The sequence below is a fragment of the Sphingopyxis sp. genome (genome assembly GCF_050916055.1).
GTDB lineage: Bacteria > Pseudomonadota > Alphaproteobacteria > Sphingomonadales > Sphingomonadaceae > Sphingopyxis.
Map to the genome: position 1 here is coordinate 2,069,287 of NZ_CP051527.1, position 17,505 is coordinate 2,086,791.

Sequence of the window (17,505 nt, forward strand, 5' to 3'; positions counted from 1 at the left end):
GGCCCCCTATATGCACCCTGTAGCAACTACAGGGTCAAGCGATGAAAATCGGCGAACTGGCGCGTGCCACCGGCACCCCCATCGAAACCATCCGCTATTATGAGCGCATCGGGCTGTTGCCCGAGCCCGATCGCACCGCAGCGAATTACCGCAGCTATGGCGCGGGGCATCGCGCCCGCCTCGCCTTCGTGCGCCATTCGCGCGACCTGGGCTTCACGATCGACGAGGTTCGCTCGCTGCTCGGGCTTTCGGATGACCCGGAGCGCGATTGCGGCGAGGCCGACCGGATCGCGAGCCGCCATCTGGCGCAGGTCGAGGACAAGATTGCGCAATTGACGCTGCTTCGCGACGAACTGACCCGCATCGTCGGGCGCTGCCGCGGCGGGGTGGCGGCCGATTGCCGGGTGATCGAGGCGCTGAGCGATCACGGCCAATGCGAAAGCGCGCATTAGGACATCGTCGGTCGCCCCCGCGAAGGCGGGGGCCGCTGTCGGCTTGGTCGAACGTCACGGCGTAAAACGCCGGCGGGCCCCGCCTTCGCGGGGCGACGATATGAAATATGGAAAGGTGGGACGATTCTGTTGCCCGGCTCGTCCCCAGCCGCTGGTATCCGATTCTGTTGCCCGGTTCGGTCCGAACCGCGCTCTCTTTGAATAACTTTCGGCCGTGAGGCCTAAAGGTTACGCAGCCAGAGCGAGTGCTTCGTTATCGTTAGCACCTATTGGTTTTGAGCCTTGAACGGGTTACTCAGCCCGGGCGAAAATATCGTCTTTGAACACACGTCGATCCTGGTTCGGCCCCCTCAGAACCCCGCGTCCCCATCAAGAAACGCGGGATTGTGGTGGAGCCGCCGGGTACTGCCCCCGGGTCCGCTGTGTCTATTCCACGACACCATTTATCACCATAGTCGGCCGAAGCCGACCCACCCTATATAGGGTGCCCGCCCGCGCTTGGGAAGGGTCGCGCGCGCATTTGGTCGCGCGTCCCCTTCTATTTCCGGCGCAGCTCGTCGCGGATTTCGGTAAGGATATCGACCTCGCTCGGCCCGGCGGGCGCATCGGGCGCCTTGCGGACCACCCGGTTCACGGTGCGAACCAGCAGGAAGATAATGAACGCCAGAATCAGGAAGTTGATCGTCGCAGTGATGAAGGCACCATAACCGAACATCGCCACCCCGGCTTCCTTCAGCGCCGCATAATCGGTCGCCGCGACACCGTCGGGGACCGGGCCGAGCCGGATGAACATGTTCGAAAAATCGACCCCGCCAAAGATCGCGCCGACCACTGGCATGATGATGTCTTCGGTCAGCGATTTGGTGATCGTCGCGAACGCGCCGCCGATGATGACGCCGACCGCCAGGTCGATGACATTGCCGCGCGCGATGAATTCCCTGAATTCGCCCAACATATTGATGCTCTCCGCCCGATTGGTCCTATCCCCTTGGTGGCGCGACGATTGCGCAAAGGCAAGCGCCATCCTATGTGTGTGTTGTTGCGGCAAAACGCCGCCGGAGGGAGTTTTTGACCATGACCTATCGTTCCGCCCGCTGGCTGATCCTGCCCGTCGCCGCGCTGAGCCTGTCGGCCTGCGGCATCAACAGCGTTCCCACCAAGGAAGAAGCCGCCAAGGCGAAGTGGGCAAATGTCGAGGCAGCGTACCAGCGCCGCGCCGACCTGATCCCCAACCTCGTCGAAACCGCGCGCGGCGCGGCGAACATAGAACAATCGACGCTGGAAGGCGTGATCCAGGCGCGCGCCTCGGCGACGCAGGTCAAGCTCAGCACCGACGACCTCGAAGACCCCGCCAAGGTCCAGGCGTTCCAGCAGGCGCAGGGCAATGTGAGCGGAGCGCTCGGTCGTCTGCTCGCAACCGTCGAAGCCTATCCCGACCTCAAAAGCCAGGCGCGGTTCGCCGACCTGATGACCCAGCTCGAGGGCACCGAAAACCGCATCAACGTGTCGGTGCAGGATTATAACGCGTCGGTGCAGGACTATAACACGACCATCCGCACCTTCCCCGACATCATTGGCGCCAAGATCGTCCATGGTGCCGAGCCGATGACCCCGTACAAGGCGATCACCCCCAACGCCAATGTGGCGCCGAAGGTCGATTTCGGGCAATAAGGTGAACCCGACCGCCCTTTTGCGATCGCTGGCAACGGCCGCCCTCGGCGGGCTGCTGTTGCTGTCGGCGCCGCTTGCCGCCCAGACCTTCCCCAAACTCGCCGGCAACCCCGTCGTCGATCAGGCCGACATCATTCCGGCGGCCGAGGAAACGGCGCTCAACACGCAGCTGCTCGAGCTGGAAAAGACCACGGGACACCAACTGGTCGTCGCGACGGTCAGCGACCTTGAGGGCAATGATGTCGCCGAATATGGCTATAAACTCGGCCGCGCGTGGCAGATCGGCGATGCCGAGAAGGACGACGGGGTCGTCTTCCTGATCGCGCCGAACGAGCGGCGGATGCATATCGCGGTCGGCCTCGGCCTCGAACCCGTGCTCACCGACGCATTGTCGGGCCGGATCATCCGCGACACGGTGACGCCCCGGTTCAAGGACGGCGACATGCCCGGCGGCATCCAGGCCGGGGTCGATGCGATCGCCCAGCAGATCCAGCTGCCGCCCGAGGAAGCGCAGGCGCGGGCCGCCGCGGCCGCCGCAAACGAACGCGACCGCGCCGATGACGGCAATTTCGGCGGCTTGTTCTTTCTCGGTTTCATCATCCTGATCTTTTTCGTCCTGCCGATGCTGTCGGCCTTTGGACGCCGCGGCAAGAAACACCGCCGCAATCGCCCGTGGGGCGGCGCCCCGATCATCATCTGGGGCGGCGGCGACTGGGGCGGCGGTGGCGGTTCGTCGTGGGGCGGCGGCGGATCGAGCTGGGGCGGCGGCGGAGGCGGCGGTTTTGGCGGCTTTTCGGGCGGCGGCGGTTCGTTCGGGGGCGGCGGCGCCTCCGGCGGCTGGTAAGGGGAACGGACAGCATGCCGACAAAGGTCAATCACGTCAGCGCCGCCGATCACGACATCGTGACGGTCGCGGTCGCCGCTGCCGAGGCGCATACCAGCGGCGAGATCGTCACCGTCGTGGCGGCGCAATCGAACGACTATGACGATGTGGCACTCGTCTGGGCGAGCGTCGGCGCCTTTCTGGCGATGTCGCTGGCGGCGCTGTTTCCGGGCTTTTACCGCGGCATCTACGACGGGCTGACCGGCGGCTGGGGGCATGAGCTGACCGCGAACCAGTGGCTCGGCATCGTCATCGCCTTCGGCGTCGTCAAATGGATCGGTATCTGGCTGATCCTGCTCTGGCGTCCGCTCCGGCTGGCGCTGACCCCGCGCGCGATCAAGGCGGCGCGCGTCCGCGCCCGCGCCGTCGACCTGTTCAAGGTCGGCACCGAGGCCAAGACGCTCGGCCGCACCGGCGTGCTGCTCTATCTCAGCCTGAAAGAGCATCGCGCCGACATCGTCGCCGACGAGGCGATCGCCGCGAAAGTCGCCCCCGAAGTCTGGGGCGATGCGATGGACGCGCTGGTCGAGCGCGTCCGCGCCGGCCAGCCCGGCGAAGGCATGGCGGCGGCGGTGACCGGGATGGGCGCCGTGCTCGCGCAGCATTTCCCGAAGGGCGAGGATAATCCCAACGAACTCCCCGACCGCTTGATCGAGATTTGATTCCGTCGGCCACCAGCAGGACACACCCATGACCCGCCCCGCCCCCGACGCCCCCGACGCCCCCGTCGAAACCCGGTGGAAGGGCCGTTTCATCACCGTCAAGCAGCAAGGGATGTGGGAATATGTCTCGCGCTCACGCGGCATCCACGCCGCGGTGATCTTGGCGCTCGACGACGCCGCCGACGCGCGCCACGTCATCCTGGTCGAACAATATCGCGTGCCGATGGGCAAAAACTGCCTCGAACTGCCTGCCGGGCTCGTCGGCGACGACACTGCGGGCGAGGCGGTCGAGATCGCGGCCGAGCGCGAGCTCGAGGAAGAAACCGGCTACCGCGCCGCGCACTGGCACGTCGTCGGCGAATTTTTCAGCTCGCCGGGCATGGTCAGCGAAAGCTTCACCCTGCTGATCGCGACCGGACTGACCCGGGTCGGCGACGGCGGCGGGGTCGATAGCGAGGAGATTATCGTCCACCGCGTGCCGCTGGCCGGGGTCGCCGATTTCGTCGCGGCGAAACGCGCCGCGGGATGCGGGATCGACGTGCGCGTCGCGATGCTGCTGGCGGGCGGGCTGCTGGCCAACCTCTGACCCGTTCGTGTCGAACGAAACTAGAGCAAGATTACCGCGCCCCGAACCGCCACCGCAGCAGCGGCCTTGCCAGCAGCAGCCCCGCGAGGAACCCGCCGACATGCGCCCAGATCGCAATCGCGCCGAAACCGCCGCCGCCGCCGAAACCGATCAGCAGTTGCAGCGCGATCCATGCCGCGGCGAGCCAGAGCGCGCGCACCCAGTGACTGGGGATCGGGCCGATCGCCGGCGCCTGGCTGCGGCTGAAGATCAGCGCGAACACCGCGATCAGCGCCGAAATCGCGCCGCTGGCGCCGATCATCGGCACCGCCGATGCAGGCTCGGCCAGCCACTGCGCGAACGCGCCGGCATAGGCCCCGGCGAGGAGCAGCACCGCCATCGCCTTGGCGCCGAGCGGCCCCTCGAGCTGGCGGCCGACAAACAGCAGCACGACCATGTTGAAGACGAGATGCAGCACCCCGCCGTGGAGCAGCGCCGAGGACAGCGGGGTCAGCGCGAACGGCACCATCGTCCCCGGGGGCAGGATCAGGTCTGACCCCGAACGCGCCGGGATGAACCCCGCACGCACGATCGCCTCGATCTCCAGCCCGGTGATCCACAGCAGCACGAAAAGCACGACGCAGGCCAGCGCGTAACCGGTGACCAGCGGCGCGTTTTGCGGCTTCATCGACTACCCCGTCCCTTGGCGGCGCATCAGATGAATTCGATTTTCTTCACCAGATAATATTTGTCGCCCGCGGGCACAGTGACTTCGATCTCGTCCTCGACGCGGCGGCCGATCAGCGCGCGGCCGAGCGGCGAGTTATAGCTGATCTTGCCGTCCTTGGCGTCGGCCTCGGCCTGCCCGACGATCTGGTATGTCACCGGCTTGTCGTCCTCGTCGGCGAGCGTCACCGTCGCGCCGAACACGATGCGGTCGCCCGACAGCGTCGTCGGGTCGATCACCTGGGCGCGCGAAAGCTTGTCCTCAAGGTCGCCGATCGTCGCTTCGACCTGGCCCTGACGCTCTTTCGCGGCGTGATATTCGGCATTTTCCGAAAGGTCGCCATGCGCGCGCGCTTCCTCGATCGCATCGACGATCAGCGGGCGCTCGGCCTTGAGCGCAGAGAGCTGGGTGCTCATCTTCTCATAGCCCTCTGCCAGCATCGGCACCTTTTCAACGCTTGCCATTATCCTGTTGTCCTTCGTCAATAATCCACCGCCAGCGAAACTTCGCCGGGCGGCTGCGCCGCTTTTCCGTCAATGTCGGGGGGTGGAGCGGTCCCTTAATAATAGTCCTGAAGCGGCTTCACTTCAAGACTGTGCGAGCGCAACGCACCGATCGCCTGTGTGGCTGCATCGCTGGCCGCCGCGGTCGTGTAATAGGCGATGTCGGCGCCCAGCGCCGAAGCGCGGATCGACTGCGAATCCTGCAAGCTCTGCCACCCTTCGGTGGTGTTGAAGATCAGCTGGACGTCGCCGTCCTTGATCCGGTCGACGATATGCGGGCGGCCCTGCGCGACCTTGTTGACGCGCTCGATATCGATCCCCTGCACCTCCAGATAGTCGGCGGTGCCGCCGGTCGCGATCACCTTCCAGCCCCAGGCCGCGAGCTGCTTCACCGCGCCGATGATCCGCGGCTTGTCGCTGTCCTTCACCGACACGAACACGCGGCCATCGGTCGGCAAACGGTCGCCCGCGCCCAGCTGCGCCTTGGCAAACGCAAGGTTGAAATTGCGATCGATTCCCATGACTTCGCCGGTGGACTTCATTTCGGGGCTGAGCACCGGATCGGTGCCGGGGAAGCGCGCAAACGGGAACACCGCCTCCTTCACCGCGACATGCGCGATGTCGCGGTTGATCTTCGGCAAGTCGGCCAGCTTTTCGCCCGCCATCACCCGCGCCGCGATCTTGGCGATCGGCGACCCGACCGCCTTGGCGACGAAGGGCACCGTGCGGCTGGCGCGCGGGTTGACCTCGATCAGATAGACATCGTCGCCCTTGACCGCGAACTGGATGTTCATCAGCCCGCGCACCTCCAATGCGCGCGCGAGCAGGTCGGTCTGGCGCTCGATCTCGGCGATGATCGGCGCCGACAGGCTGTAAGGGGGGATCGAGCAGGCGCTGTCGCCCGAATGGACCCCGGCTTCCTCGATATGCTGAAGCACGCCCGCGACGACCACGTCGACACCGTCGCACAAAGCATCGACATCGACCTCGATCGCGTCGCGCAGATAGCGGTCGATCAGCACCGGCGAGTCGCCCGACACCTGCACCGCGGTCTCGATGTAATTTTCCAGCTGCGCCTGATCGTCGACGATCTCCATCGCCCGCCCGCCGAGCACGTAAGAGGGCCGCGTCAGCACCGGGTAACCGATGCGCGCCGCGACCGCGATCGCTTCCTCGCGGCTGCGCGCGATGCCATTCTCGGGCTGTTTCAGCTTCAGCTTGTTGACCAGCGCGGCAAAGCGCTCGCGGTCTTCGGCCAGGTCGATCGCGTCGGGCGAGGTGCCGAGGATCGGGATGCCCGCATCGGACAAGGCCTGCGCCAGCTTCAGCGGCGTCTGCCCGCCAAACTGGACGATGACGCCGACCAGCGTCCCCTTCGACTGCTCGACGTGCAGGATCTCCAGCACATCCTCGGCGGTCAGCGGTTCGAAATAGAGGCGGTCCGAGGTGTCATAATCGGTGCTCACCGTTTCCGGGTTGCAGTTGATCATGATCGTCTCATACCCCGCCTCTTCCAGCGCGAAGCACGCGTGGCAGCAGCAATAATCGAACTCGATCCCCTGCCCGATCCGGTTCGGACCGCCGCCCAGGATGACGATCTTTTGCCTCTCGCTCGGGTTCGCCTCACACTCGGGCTCGCCAAAGGTCGGCGCTTCGTAGGTCGAATAGAGATAGGGGGTCTGCGCCTGAAACTCCGCCGCGCAGGTGTCGATCGTCTTGAACACCGGCCGCACGCCGAGCTTGTGGCGCAGTCTGCGGACCTCCATCTCGGTGACGCCGCCGGTCATCGCCTTGACCGCCTCGTGGATCAGCCCGCGGCCGCTCGCCGTCGCGCGGCGGGTGCCGGGCTGCAGGTTCGCCGACTGGAGCGCCAGATACGCGAGCCTTTTGTCCGAAAAGCCCATCGCTTTCAGCTTGCGCAGCCCCTCGGCATCGCGCGGCAGGCCGTCGGCGCACACTGTCTTTTCGGCCTCGACGATTTCCGCAATGCGTTCGAGGAACCACATGTCGTAGCCCGCAATGCGATTGATCTCGCCGAGCGGCAGCCCCTCGCGGATCGCCTGCGCCGCGTTGAGCAGCCGGTCGGGGGTCGCTTTCGCCAGTTCGATCCGCAACTGCTCGTGCGTCGCGCCCTTGAGCCGGTCGACGAAGTTGAAGCCCGACAGCCCGGTTTCCAGCCCGCGCAGCGCCTTTTGCAAGCTCTCGTGGATCGTCCGCCCGATCGCCATCACCTCGCCGACCGATTTCATCGCGGTCGACAGCACCGCCTCGGCGCCCTTGAATTTCTCGAAGGCGAAACGCGGGATCTTGGTCACCACATAATCGATCGTCGGTTCGAACGACGCCGGGGTCACCCCGGTGATGTCGTTCATGATCTCGTCGAGCGTGTAACCGACCGCCAGCTTCGCCGCGACCTTCGCGATCGGGAAGCCCGTCGCCTTCGACGCCAGCGCCGACGAGCGCGACACGCGCGGGTTCATCTCGATCACGATCAGGCGGCCGTCCTTCGGATTCACCGCGAACTGGACGTTCGACCCGCCGGTCTCGACCCCGATCTCGCGCAGGCACGCGATGCTCGCGTTGCGCATGATCTGATATTCCTTGTCGGTCAGCGTCAGCGCCGGGGCGACGGTGATGCTGTCGCCGGTATGCACGCCCATCGGATCGACATTTTCGATCGAGCAGATGATGATGCAATTGTCCTTGCGGTCGCGCACCACCTCCATCTCATATTCTTTCCAGCCGAGGAGCGATTCCTCGATCAGGACTTCGGTGGTCGGCGAGGCGATCAGGCCGCCGCGGACGATATGTTCGAATTCCTCGCGGTTATACGCGATGCCGCCGCCGGTGCCGCCCAAAGTAAACGACGGACGGATGATCGACGGCAGGCCAGTGCGTTCGAGCACCGCCAGCGCCTCATCGAGGGTATGCGCGATGCCCGACCGCGCGCTTTCCAGCCCGATCTTGGTCATCGCGTCGCGGAACTTGATCCGGTCCTCGGCCTTGTCGATCGCCTCGGCATCGGCGCCGATCATCTCGACGCCATATTTGGTCAGCGTGCCGTCGTTGAACAAAGCCAGCGCGGTGTTGAGCGCGGTCTGCCCGCCCATCGTCGGCAGCACCGCCCAGCCGCCCGGATGCAGCGCGGTTTCCTTGGCGATGATCTTGGCGACAATCTCGGGCGTGATCGGCTCGACATAGGTCGCGTCGGCCAGGTCGGGATCGGTCATGATCGTCGCGGGGTTGGAGTTGACGAGGACGATGCGATAGCCCTCCTCCTTCAACGCCTTGATCGCCTGCGTCCCCGAATAATCGAACTCGCACGCCTGACCGATAACGATCGGGCCGGCGCCGATAACGAGGATGGATTGGATGTCTGTGCGTTTGGGCATTAGTTATAATCCAAAAAAATTGCGACGACCACGCCAACGACCATGACAGCTACCCCGAACCACCCAGCAATGGCAGCGGATCGGCCCCATTTTTCAAAAGCTACAGTCGGAACCTCGATTGGCGATGGAGCGCGGCGACGTCTGAATTGATGATTCTGACCATCAAAACCGATTGCAAACTCGCTTTCTGCCCATTTGAGGCCAGCGTCGGTGATCCGGAATCCTTCTGGGTCGTGAGGATCCGCCTCTGCCATTTTTTTCGAAACTAGTGATTCTATACCCAGCTTGACTCGCTCAGTCGTTACGGGCGGCCGGAAAGCGCGCGCAACGCTTTCAAACGATTGAAAGTGATTTCGACCGTGAGCCTTTTCATGCAATATGCAAAGAAGACTTGCTTCTAGATCGTCTGCCCGAGAGTTCACCCCAACCCACCCACAAACTTCTCGAACAGATAGAAGCTGTCCTGCGGCCCCGGGCTCGCCTCTGGATGATACTGCACCGAAAACGCGTTCTTCCCCGTGATCGCGATGCCGCAGTTCGATCCGTCGAACAGGCTCTTGTGCGTTTCGACCACGCCGCCCGGCAGCGTCGATGCGTCGACCGCGAAGCCGTGGTTCATGCTGGTGATCTCGACCACCCCGTCGGCAAAGTCGCCGCCGACGCGCTGCACCGGATGGTTCGCGCCGCGGTGACCCTGATGCATCTTCACGGTCTTCGCCCCCGCGGCGAGCGCGAGCAGCTGGTGGCCGAGGCAGATGCCAAAGATCGGGACGTTGCGTTCGAGCAGCCCCTTGATCACCGGCACCGCATAGTCGCCGGTCGCCGCCGGATCGCCGGGGCCGTTCGACAGGAACACGCCCGCGGGGCGCAGTGCGACGATGTCTTCGAGGCTGGTCTTGGCGGGCACCACGGTGACGCGCGCGCCGGCCTTCACCAAGTTACGGAAGATATTGTCCTTCGCGCCATAATCGACGGCGACGACGTGGGGTTTTTCCATAAGCCCCTCCCCTTCAGGGGAGGGGTTGGGGTGGGGTCTGTCGGTCAACGCGGCGTCAGAACCAGAGACCCCGCCCCCGGCCCCTCCCCTGAAGGGGAGGGGTGAAGTGTAGCCCTTCCCCAAAGCCCAAACCCCCGCATCCCAAGCACCCTGCCGTTCGCGGGTTACCGTCTTGGCAAGGTCCATGCCCTCCAGCCCCGGCCACCCCTGCGCGAGCATCAGCAATTTATCGAGGTCGAATTTCCCCTCGGAATTGTGCGCCACCACCCCGGTCGGCGCGCCGCCGTCGCGAATGCGCCGCGTCAGCGCGCGGGTGTCGATGCCAGCAAGGCCGATCAGCCCCTGCGCCGCCATCCAGTCGGGCAGCGTCTGCACGCTACGAAAATTGCTGGGCGCGGTCGGCAGCTCGCGGGTGATGCACCCGATCGCGGCGCGCTTGTCGCGCTCCATATCGTCGGGGTTGGCGCCGACATTGCCGATGTGCGGAAAGGTGAAGGTGATGATCTGGCCCGCATAAGACGGGTCGGTCAGGATTTCCTGATAGCCGGTCATCGCGGTGTTGAAACAAATCTCGCCCACGCCTGCGCCGGCCGCGCCATAACCGATCCCCCACAGGATCGTGCCATCGGCGAGGACGAGGACGCCGGTCGCGCCCACAGGCGGGGTTTCAGGCGCGGCAGAGGGGTTGGCAGGTGCCATTCAACATGCTCCGGACGGGGGGCTAAACGGCCGATCAACTAGGCAGCAAAAATGTGATTCACAAGCTATCGAATTTCGATTCTTGGCGCTAGAGAGGGCCTTTCCGAAATTTGCAGCGCATGGGGACACGTATGATTCGTGATGACATCAAGGCTGCGCAGGTCGCCGCGATGAAAGCCGGCGACAAGGCGCGGCTCGGCACCATCCGGCTGATGCTGGCCAAGATCAAGGACAAGGACATCGAACTCAGAACCGGCACCGCGCCGGCCGACGACGATGTTCTGGTCACCGACGTGCTGCAGAAAATGGTCAAGCAGCGCCGCGAATCGATCGCCATGTACGAACAGGGGGGCCGCCAGGAACTCGCCGATATCGAAGCGGCCGAGGTCGTGGTGATCGAAGATTTCCTCCCCGCGCAGCTCTCCGACGACGAAGCGCAAACGGCGATCAAGGCGATCGCGGCCGAGCTGGGCGCGGCAAGCCTGAAAGACATGGGCCGCGTGATGACCGCGGTGAAGGAACGCCACGGGTCCGAGCTGGACATGAGCAAGGCGAGCGGGTGGGTGAAGGCGGCTTTGTCCTAAAGGGACATGCCCTCCCCTAGCCCCTCCCGCAGGCGGGAGGGGGATTTGGATGGGCCGCGACCTTACCTCTCCCCTCCCGCTTGCGGGAGGGGTCGGGGGTGGGCATACCGCCATTCAATGGATGGACAGTTTCAGCCCCGCAACACAACGCGAGCCAGGGAGTTGCGCAACGCGGCAACGCCCGCCGAGCGGACACTATGGCGCTGTCTGTCCGGACGAAAAATCGGCGGCTGGAAATTCAGCCGACAGATGCCGGTCGGTCCTTACTTCGCCGACTTCCTTTGCCGGGAAGCGCAGTTGATCGTCGAACTCGATGGATATTCGCACGATATGCGTCAGGCCTATGACGAACGCCGGGATCTTTGGCTTACCGAAAACGGTTATCGGGTTCTTCGCTTCACGAATAGCGATGTCATGAAGAATATCGAAGGCGTCGTGTTCGAGATCGAGCGCAGCCTTGCCCTTCTGCCCACCCCTAACCCCTCCCGCAAGCGGGAGGGGGACAAGTGACACCTCACGCGGATCGCCTCCCCTCCCGCTTGCGGGAGGGGTCGGGGGTGGGCATGGCAAACCCATGACCCTCACCCCGCAATGGCTCGACGAACTGCGCGCGCGCGTCACCCTCTCGACCCTCATCGGCCGCACCGTAAAGGTCACCCGCGCCGGCCGCGAATACAAGGCCTGCTGCCCCTTCCACAACGAAAAGACCCCCAGCTTCACGATCAACGACGAAAAGGGTTTCTACCACTGCTTCGGGTGCAGCGCGCACGGCGATGCGATCCGCTGGATGACCGACCAGCGCGGCCTGTCGTTCATGGATGCGGTCAAGGAACTCGCCGCCGAAGCGGGGATGGAGGTGCCCGCCGCCGACCCGCGCGCCGCGAAAAAGGCCGAGGAGCAAGCGAGCCTGCGCGATGTCGTGCAGGGCGCGGCCGACTGGTTCACCCAGCAGCTCGACAGCAGCAGCGGCGCCCCGGCGCGCGATTATCTGGCGAAGCGCGGCATATCCGACCCGACGCGCCGCGCGTTCGGGTTCGGCCTCGCCCCCGACAGCCGCAGCGCGCTGAAAGAAGCGCTCAAGAAATTCCCGACTGCGATGCTCGTTGAATCGGGCATGCTGATTTCGGTAGACGACAAGGAGCCCTACGACCGTTTCCGCGGCCGCCTGATGATCCCGATCCGCGACGCGCGCGGGCGCGTCATCGCGTTCGGCGGCCGCATTTTGGGCGATGGCGAGCCCAAATATCTGAACTCGCCCGACACCCCGCTCTTCGACAAGGGCCGCACCCTCTACAATATCGACAAGGCGTCGCCCGCGTCGCGGCAGACGAACCGGATCATCGTCGTCGAAGGCTATATGGACGTCATCGCGCTCGCCGAGGCGGGGATCGCCGACGCCGTCGCGCCGCTCGGCACTGCGCTGACCGAGGCGCAGCTCGGGCTGATCTGGCGGATGGTGGCGGTGCCAGTGCTGTGCTTCGACGGCGACGCGGCGGGGCAGAAAGCCGCGATGCGCGCCGCGATGCGCGCGCTCCCCCTGCTCCGCCCCGGCTTCAGCCTCGCCTTTGCGACGCTTCCCGCCGGGCAGGACCCCGACGACATCGTCCGCGCGCGCGGCGCCGAAGGCTTTACCGCGCTGCTCGACGAAGCACAGCCGCTCGTCGAGCGGCTGTGGGCGCATGAGGTCGCCGCCGGACCGCTCGCCACCCCCGAAGAGCGCGCCGCGCTCAAGACCCGGCTGCTCGGCCATGCCGACGCGATCGAGGACGCCGACGTGCGGCACCATTACCGCGAGGCGTTTCGCGAGCGGATCGACGCACTGTTCGCGCGCAAACAGCCCGATCGGAACCAGCGCGTTCCCTGGGCGCCGCAGCCGCAACGCGGCGGGTTCGGCGGCGGCGGGCGCCGCTTCGGCCCCGACCCGCGCCTGCAACCTCCGGTCGACGAGGCGCGTTCCATCGGACAGATCGGCATCGGCGGCCATTATGCCGCGGCGCTGATCGGCGGATTGCTGCGCCATCCGGGCGCGATGCGGCGCCACGAAGAGGCGCTGACGCGGCTGGCGATCGCCGATTCCGCCGACGCCGAATTGCTGCGCGCGATGCTTGACATCGCGGGCGCCCAAGAAGGGCTTGATTGCGAGGGCTTGCTTGCCATATTGGAGCCAATGAAAGTGTATAATAGGGCGACGACATTGCTCAGAGCCGACGGAATGCACTTCTCGTTCAATCGCAGGCTGGAAAGCGACGATGAGGTGGCGGGAGCGCGCGAAACGGCGCTTCGCGACCTCGACGAATATATCGGCGTGCTGGTCACCCAGCCCGAAATCCGCGCCCGGCTCGCCGAGGCGACCGCGGATTTTCAGCGCACGATGGACGATGAAGGATTTGCGCGGCAGCAGCAGCTGTCCGCGATGGACAAAGAATTGACCCGCCGCCTCGCTGCGCTGTCCGACAGCAGCCAAGGCTGACCCACCGATTGCCCCTTTGGCAGGAACAACTATGGCCACGAAGAACACCGCCGTCGAAACCGACACCGACGCTCCGCTGATCGACCTCAACGAGGCCGACGTCAAAAAGCTGCTCGCACGCGGCAAGAAGCGCGGTTACCTGACCTATGACGAGCTCAACGCGGCGCTGCCGCAGGACGAGATGTCGTCCGAGCAGATCGAGGATATCATGTCGGCGATTTCCGACATGGGCATCAACATCGTCGAAAGCGACGAGGATGTGCAGGAAGAGGCCGACGCCGAGCCCGACGACGAAGTCGATGTCAGCGCCGGCACCGGTTCGGTGTCGAACCCCGCGATCGAAAAAAAGAAGGAAACGGTCGATCGCACCGACGATCCCGTTCGCATGTACCTGCGCGAAATGGGCGCGGTCGAGCTGCTCAGCCGCGAAGGCGAAATCGCGATCGCGAAGCGGATCGAAGCCGGCCGCGACACGATGATCCTGGGTCTGTGCGAAAGCCCGCTGACCTTCAACGCGATCATCGAATGGTCGAACGCGCTCAACAACGGCGACATGCAGCTGCGCGAAATCGTCGATCTCGAAGCGATGCTGACCAAGGACCCCGCCCCCGAAAGCCTCGAGAACGAGGCCGAGGATAATGGCGAGATCAGCGAAAAGACCGCCGGCGTCTCGTTCAAGGACGAGGACGAGGTCGAGGAAGAACCCGAAGCCGACAGCGACGACGAGGACGGCGAAGGTTCGGCCAAGAAGCGCGAGACGTTCGACGACGACGAGGAAGACAATACGCTCAGCCTCGCGGCGATGGAGGAATTGCTCAAGCCCGACGCGCTCGAAAAGTTCGCCAACATCACCAAGAGCTTCAAGGCCTTTTCGAAGCTGCAGGACACGCGGCTCGAAGCGCTGTCGACCGCCGGTGAATTCCCCGCCGCGTCGGAAAAGAAATATCACAAGCTGCGCGAGGAGCTCACCGCGCAGGTCGAGAGCGTGCAGTTCCACAACACCAAGATCGAATATCTCGTCGACCAGCTCTACAGCTACAACCGCCGCCTGACCGCGCTCGGCGGCCAGATGCTGCGCCTGGCCGAACGCCACAAGGTGCCGCGCAAGTCGTTCCTCGACAATTATGTCGGGCGCGAGCTGGAAGAAAACTGGATCGACAGCGTCCGCGGGCTGGACAAGAAATGGGCCGCCTTCGCCGAGAACGAAGCCGGCGCGGTCGACCGCATCCGTATCGAAATCAGCGAAATCGCGCAGGCCGCGGGCATGAGCCTGACCGAATTCCGCCGCGTCGTGAACATGGTCCAGAAGGGCGAGCGCGAGGCGCGCATCGCCAAGAAGGAAATGGTCGAGGCCAACCTGCGCCTCGTCATCTCGATCGCCAAGAAATACACCAACCGCGGGCTGCAGTTCCTCGACCTCATCCAGGAAGGCAATATCGGCCTGATGAAGGCGGTCGATAAATTCGAATACCGCCGCGGCTACAAGTTCTCGACCTACGCAACGTGGTGGATCCGCCAGGCGATCACCCGCTCGATCGCCGACCAGGCGCGCACGATCCGCATCCCGGTCCACATGATCGAGACGATCAACAAGCTGGTGCGGTGCAGCCGCCAGTTCCTCCACGAAAGCGGCCGCGAGCCGACCCCGGAGGAAATGGCCGAGCGCCTGTCGATGCCGCTCGAAAAGGTCCGCAAGGTGATGAAGATCGCCAAGGAGCCGATCTCCCTCGAAACGCCGATCGGCGACGAGGAAGACAGCCACCTCGGCGATTTCATCGAGGACAAGAATGCGGTGATCCCGGTCGACGCCGCGGTGCAGTCGAACCTCAAGGAAACGGTCACGCGAGTCCTGGCGTCGCTGACGCCGCGCGAGGAGCGCGTGCTGCGCATGCGCTTCGGCATCGGGATGAACACCGACCACACGCTCGAGGAAGTCGGCCAGCAGTTCAGCGTGACCCGCGAACGCATCCGCCAGATCGAGGCGAAGGCGCTGCGCAAGCTGAAGCACCCGTCGCGCTCGCGCAAGATGCGGTCGTTCCTCGACCAGTAAGGCCGGGCGAGCGTGCAGGTTTCAAAGGGCGGTCCGGCAACGGGCCGCCCTTTTCCGTCCGCTTTGGGGCGGAGGCGAATGGTGCCGGTCCTCCCCCACAGGGGGAGGGGGACCACCCGCAGGGTGGTGGAGGGGTACAGGCCCGCATATGCAGCGCTCGACACCGCGTGCCCCTCCACCATGCTTCGCATGGCCCCCCTCCCCGTTCCGGGGAGGATCGCTTCGCAACCGGCCGGTCCGTCGCCCATCCGGCATCCCGGCACATGGCGGAACTACGGACGTGAGAATCCAATGCTGCACCGCACAATTATTCTGCCAAACCTACTTTAAATCTTCATATGTCTGCACCAGATAGCGGCTCGCTGTCGGGAAGCGCGCCTTCATGACCCGTTCAGGGGCGCGCCATCAAATGGCAATCCTTCCCATTCGATGGGAACTGATTCACGCACAAATATAGGGCCCCGCGACCGGCCAACACAGAAAAGCCCGGAAAAGCCGGGGCTGCAAAAACTGGCACGGCCTTTGCGATGCACATGGCATCGGCGCGGCGTAGGGCTCGTAGCCACAAGGAAAGACAAAAAGATGGATAGCGAAACCACCAACCTCTTCCGCCGCCGCGACACGTTTTTCGGGATTTGCGAGGCCGTGGGCGAAGACTTCGGCTTCAACCCGCTGTGGCTGCGCCTCGCCTTCGTCGCGCCGATCTTCTTTTTCCCCGTCCAGACCTTCGCCGCCTATTTCGCGCTGGGCGTGGTCGTGCTGGCATCGCGCCTCGCGGTGCCGGCGCGCCGCAACGCCGCAGCCCAGGCGCCCGCGATCGAACCCGCCCCGCGCCCGGCCGAAAAGGTCGAGGAGCTGGCACTGGCGGCTTAACCCGGACACCGGCGGGCGTCGCTCTCCCCGCGCCCCTTGCCATCTGCTCTGGTCACAAGGTTGTCGTGGCGCCGCAAGGCTCCCGCCACGGGAACCGGCAAGCTTCCCCGGGCTTGCCGGTTCCCCCCGTTTTTTGGGCTCCCCATATTGTCTTGGACTGGCACAGCGCCCGGTCGATTTCCGGCGGCTCATAAACGCGACGTTTACGACGATGGCCTATGGCTGATCGCTGGATTTGCAGCGGCAGGGGTTTCGGCCCCGCTGCTACCGGCAAGGATCACGCGTTGAGCCCATCGACCCAGCCCCGGCCGCAAACGCGCGGCGTCGCCGAAATGCTCGATTCGCTCGTCGCGAGCGACGGCACCGGCGCCCATCCGCACGTCCGCGCCGGCAGCCTGTCGAGCGGGCCCGATGCGATGCGCAACCTGGCCGACGCCGTCCACTTCCTGTGCCTGCTTCATGGCCGCTACCCCGGGGTGATCGACAATGCGGCGCGCAAAGCGGTCGATCCCGCATCGCGCCAGTGGATGGACCAGGCCGCCGAGGCGTTTGCCCAGGAACGTGCCTTTCTGTCGAAAATCGCCGCCGCGGTCGGCCCGGCGCCCAGCACCCACGGCCAGGACCAGTGCGAGGCCGCGGTCGCGGCGCAGCGCAAGGCGATCGACATGCTCGCCGAATCGGATCGCCACGGCTGCGCGGTCGGCGCGGCGATAGCGCTCACCCTCGACTGGCGCACGATCCGCGTGCTGCTCGATATCAGCGCCCAGCGGCTCGACATGGCACCGCCGCGCTGCAACCTGCCCGACCTCCCCGGCACCGCGCGCCTCGCCGCGACGATCGCCGAGACCCCCGCCGTCGAACGCGCGATGGTTTTCGGCGCCCAGCAGCTGATCGCGCAGCACAGCGGCCTGTGGGATCTGATGGCGGTCCGCGCCGCCAGCCGCCATCATTAATCGCATACCCCCTCCCGCGGGCGG

17 protein-coding genes and 1 other RNA gene are annotated in these 17,505 nt (G+C 65.1%); 11 read left to right on the top strand and 7 right to left on the bottom strand.

Annotated elements, in window-relative coordinates; all coding sequences use genetic code 11:
- Positions 1–41: 41 nt before the first annotated feature.
- Positions 42–452, top strand: coding sequence for a MerR family transcriptional regulator (locus HEQ22_RS10070; protein WP_432767766.1), 411 nt, complete (start codon positions 42–44; stop codon positions 450–452).
- A 153-nt stretch (positions 453–605) separates the two neighbouring features.
- Here the strand turns inward: HEQ22_RS10070 and ssrA are convergent.
- Positions 606–961, bottom strand: a transfer-messenger RNA (tmRNA) gene (gene ssrA, locus HEQ22_RS10075).
- 29 nt (positions 962–990) lie between these two features.
- Entirely contained in the window at positions 991–1,407 is a 417-nt protein-coding gene (gene mscL / locus HEQ22_RS10080) for a large conductance mechanosensitive channel protein MscL (RefSeq protein WP_432767767.1), read from the bottom strand.
- A gap of 119 nt (positions 1,408–1,526) precedes the next feature.
- Between mscL and HEQ22_RS10085 the strand changes: the two genes are divergently transcribed.
- The 4 genes from HEQ22_RS10085 to HEQ22_RS10100 are packed head-to-tail and all read left to right on the top strand — an operon-like array spanning position 1,527 to position 4,254.
- Entirely contained in the window at positions 1,527–2,123 is a 597-nt protein-coding gene (locus HEQ22_RS10085) for a LemA family protein (RefSeq protein ID WP_432767768.1), read from the top strand.
- Complete coding sequence (locus tag HEQ22_RS10090) at positions 2,092–2,967, top strand: TPM domain-containing protein (protein WP_432767769.1); 876 nt, start codon at positions 2,092–2,094, stop codon at positions 2,965–2,967. Before HEQ22_RS10085 ends, HEQ22_RS10090 begins: the two co-directional genes overlap by 32 nt.
- Positions 2,968–2,981: 14 nt before the next feature.
- Complete coding sequence (locus tag HEQ22_RS10095) at positions 2,982–3,668, top strand: TPM domain-containing protein (protein WP_432767770.1); 687 nt, start codon at positions 2,982–2,984, stop codon at positions 3,666–3,668.
- A 28-nt stretch (positions 3,669–3,696) separates the two neighbouring features.
- Positions 3,697–4,254, top strand: coding sequence for an NUDIX hydrolase (locus tag HEQ22_RS10100; protein ID WP_432767771.1), 558 nt, complete (start codon positions 3,697–3,699; stop codon positions 4,252–4,254).
- 31 nt (positions 4,255–4,285) lie between these two features.
- Here HEQ22_RS10100 and HEQ22_RS10105 read toward each other — a convergent pair whose 3' ends face one another.
- From HEQ22_RS10105 to carA, 5 genes are all read right to left on the bottom strand, one after another.
- Positions 4,286–4,921, bottom strand: coding sequence for a rhomboid family intramembrane serine protease (locus HEQ22_RS10105; protein ID WP_432767772.1), 636 nt, complete (start codon positions 4,919–4,921; stop codon positions 4,286–4,288).
- Between the two features lie 26 nt (positions 4,922–4,947).
- Positions 4,948–5,424 (bottom strand): transcription elongation factor GreA, encoded by a 477-nt coding sequence (gene greA / locus HEQ22_RS10110; protein WP_432767773.1) that lies wholly within the window; start codon positions 5,422–5,424, stop codon positions 4,948–4,950.
- Positions 5,425–5,519: 95 nt separating this feature from the next.
- Positions 5,520–8,855 (bottom strand): carbamoyl-phosphate synthase large subunit, encoded by a 3,336-nt coding sequence (gene carB, locus HEQ22_RS10115; RefSeq protein WP_432767774.1) that lies wholly within the window; start codon positions 8,853–8,855, stop codon positions 5,520–5,522.
- A complete protein-coding gene (locus tag HEQ22_RS10120; RefSeq protein WP_432767775.1) occupies positions 8,855–9,109 on the bottom strand; it encodes a hypothetical protein in 255 nt (84 codons plus the stop codon). The genes carB and HEQ22_RS10120 overlap by 1 nt, the downstream gene beginning before the upstream one ends.
- A 164-nt stretch (positions 9,110–9,273) precedes the next feature.
- Complete coding sequence (gene carA, locus HEQ22_RS10125) at positions 9,274–10,551, bottom strand: glutamine-hydrolyzing carbamoyl-phosphate synthase small subunit (RefSeq protein WP_432767776.1); 1,278 nt, start codon at positions 10,549–10,551, stop codon at positions 9,274–9,276.
- Between the two features lie 131 nt (positions 10,552–10,682).
- On the opposite strand from carA, the gene HEQ22_RS10130 reads away from it, so the two are divergent.
- From HEQ22_RS10130 to HEQ22_RS10155, 6 genes are all read left to right on the top strand, one after another.
- Positions 10,683–11,135 (top strand): GatB/YqeY domain-containing protein, encoded by a 453-nt coding sequence (locus tag HEQ22_RS10130; RefSeq protein ID WP_432767777.1) that lies wholly within the window; start codon positions 10,683–10,685, stop codon positions 11,133–11,135.
- A 117-nt stretch (positions 11,136–11,252) separates the two neighbouring features.
- Positions 11,253–11,645, top strand: coding sequence for an endonuclease domain-containing protein (locus HEQ22_RS10135; protein WP_432767778.1), 393 nt, complete (start codon positions 11,253–11,255; stop codon positions 11,643–11,645).
- A 64-nt stretch (positions 11,646–11,709) separates the two neighbouring features.
- Positions 11,710–13,605 (top strand): DNA primase, encoded by a 1,896-nt coding sequence (gene dnaG / locus HEQ22_RS10140; RefSeq protein ID WP_432767779.1) that lies wholly within the window; start codon positions 11,710–11,712, stop codon positions 13,603–13,605.
- 31 nt (positions 13,606–13,636) lie between these two features.
- Complete coding sequence (rpoD, locus tag HEQ22_RS10145; RefSeq protein WP_432767780.1) at positions 13,637–15,655, top strand: RNA polymerase sigma factor RpoD; 2,019 nt, start codon at positions 13,637–13,639, stop codon at positions 15,653–15,655.
- Between the two features lie 582 nt (positions 15,656–16,237).
- Positions 16,238–16,528: a PspC domain-containing protein gene (locus HEQ22_RS10150; RefSeq protein ID WP_432767781.1), complete on the top strand. Its 291-nt coding sequence runs from the start codon at positions 16,238–16,240 to the stop codon at positions 16,526–16,528.
- A 284-nt stretch (positions 16,529–16,812) separates the two neighbouring features.
- On the top strand, positions 16,813–17,481 hold the full coding sequence (locus tag HEQ22_RS10155; protein ID WP_432767782.1) for a DUF6975 family protein: 669 nt from the start codon (positions 16,813–16,815) through the stop codon (positions 17,479–17,481).
- Positions 17,482–17,505 lie beyond the last annotated feature (24 nt).

Excerpts from the sequence above, each read along its gene's own strand:
- HEQ22_RS10070 (WP_432767766.1), top strand. The coding sequence starts at position 42 with ATGAAAATCGGCGAACTGGCGCGTGCCACCGGCACCCCCATCGAAACC.
- mscL (WP_432767767.1), bottom strand. The coding sequence starts at position 1,407 with ATGTTGGGCGAATTCAGGGAATTCATCGCGCGCGGCAATGTCATCGAC.
- HEQ22_RS10085 (WP_432767768.1), top strand. The coding sequence starts at position 1,527 with ATGACCTATCGTTCCGCCCGCTGGCTGATCCTGCCCGTCGCCGCGCTG.
- HEQ22_RS10090 (WP_432767769.1), top strand. The coding sequence starts at position 2,092 with ATGTGGCGCCGAAGGTCGATTTCGGGCAATAAGGTGAACCCGACCGCC.
- HEQ22_RS10095 (WP_432767770.1), top strand. The coding sequence starts at position 2,982 with ATGCCGACAAAGGTCAATCACGTCAGCGCCGCCGATCACGACATCGTG.
- HEQ22_RS10100 (WP_432767771.1), top strand. The coding sequence starts at position 3,697 with ATGACCCGCCCCGCCCCCGACGCCCCCGACGCCCCCGTCGAAACCCGG.
- HEQ22_RS10105 (WP_432767772.1), bottom strand. The coding sequence starts at position 4,921 with ATGAAGCCGCAAAACGCGCCGCTGGTCACCGGTTACGCGCTGGCCTGC.
- greA (WP_432767773.1), bottom strand. The coding sequence starts at position 5,424 with ATGGCAAGCGTTGAAAAGGTGCCGATGCTGGCAGAGGGCTATGAGAAG.
- carB (WP_432767774.1), bottom strand. The coding sequence starts at position 8,855 with ATGCCCAAACGCACAGACATCCAATCCATCCTCGTTATCGGCGCCGGC.
- HEQ22_RS10120 (WP_432767775.1), bottom strand. The coding sequence starts at position 9,109 with ATGGCAGAGGCGGATCCTCACGACCCAGAAGGATTCCGGATCACCGAC.
- carA (WP_432767776.1), bottom strand. The coding sequence starts at position 10,551 with ATGGCACCTGCCAACCCCTCTGCCGCGCCTGAAACCCCGCCTGTGGGC.
- HEQ22_RS10130 (WP_432767777.1), top strand. The coding sequence starts at position 10,683 with ATGATTCGTGATGACATCAAGGCTGCGCAGGTCGCCGCGATGAAAGCC.
- HEQ22_RS10135 (WP_432767778.1), top strand. The coding sequence starts at position 11,253 with ATGGATGGACAGTTTCAGCCCCGCAACACAACGCGAGCCAGGGAGTTG.
- dnaG (WP_432767779.1), top strand. The coding sequence starts at position 11,710 with ATGACCCTCACCCCGCAATGGCTCGACGAACTGCGCGCGCGCGTCACC.
- rpoD (WP_432767780.1), top strand. The coding sequence starts at position 13,637 with ATGGCCACGAAGAACACCGCCGTCGAAACCGACACCGACGCTCCGCTG.
- HEQ22_RS10150 (WP_432767781.1), top strand. The coding sequence starts at position 16,238 with ATGGATAGCGAAACCACCAACCTCTTCCGCCGCCGCGACACGTTTTTC.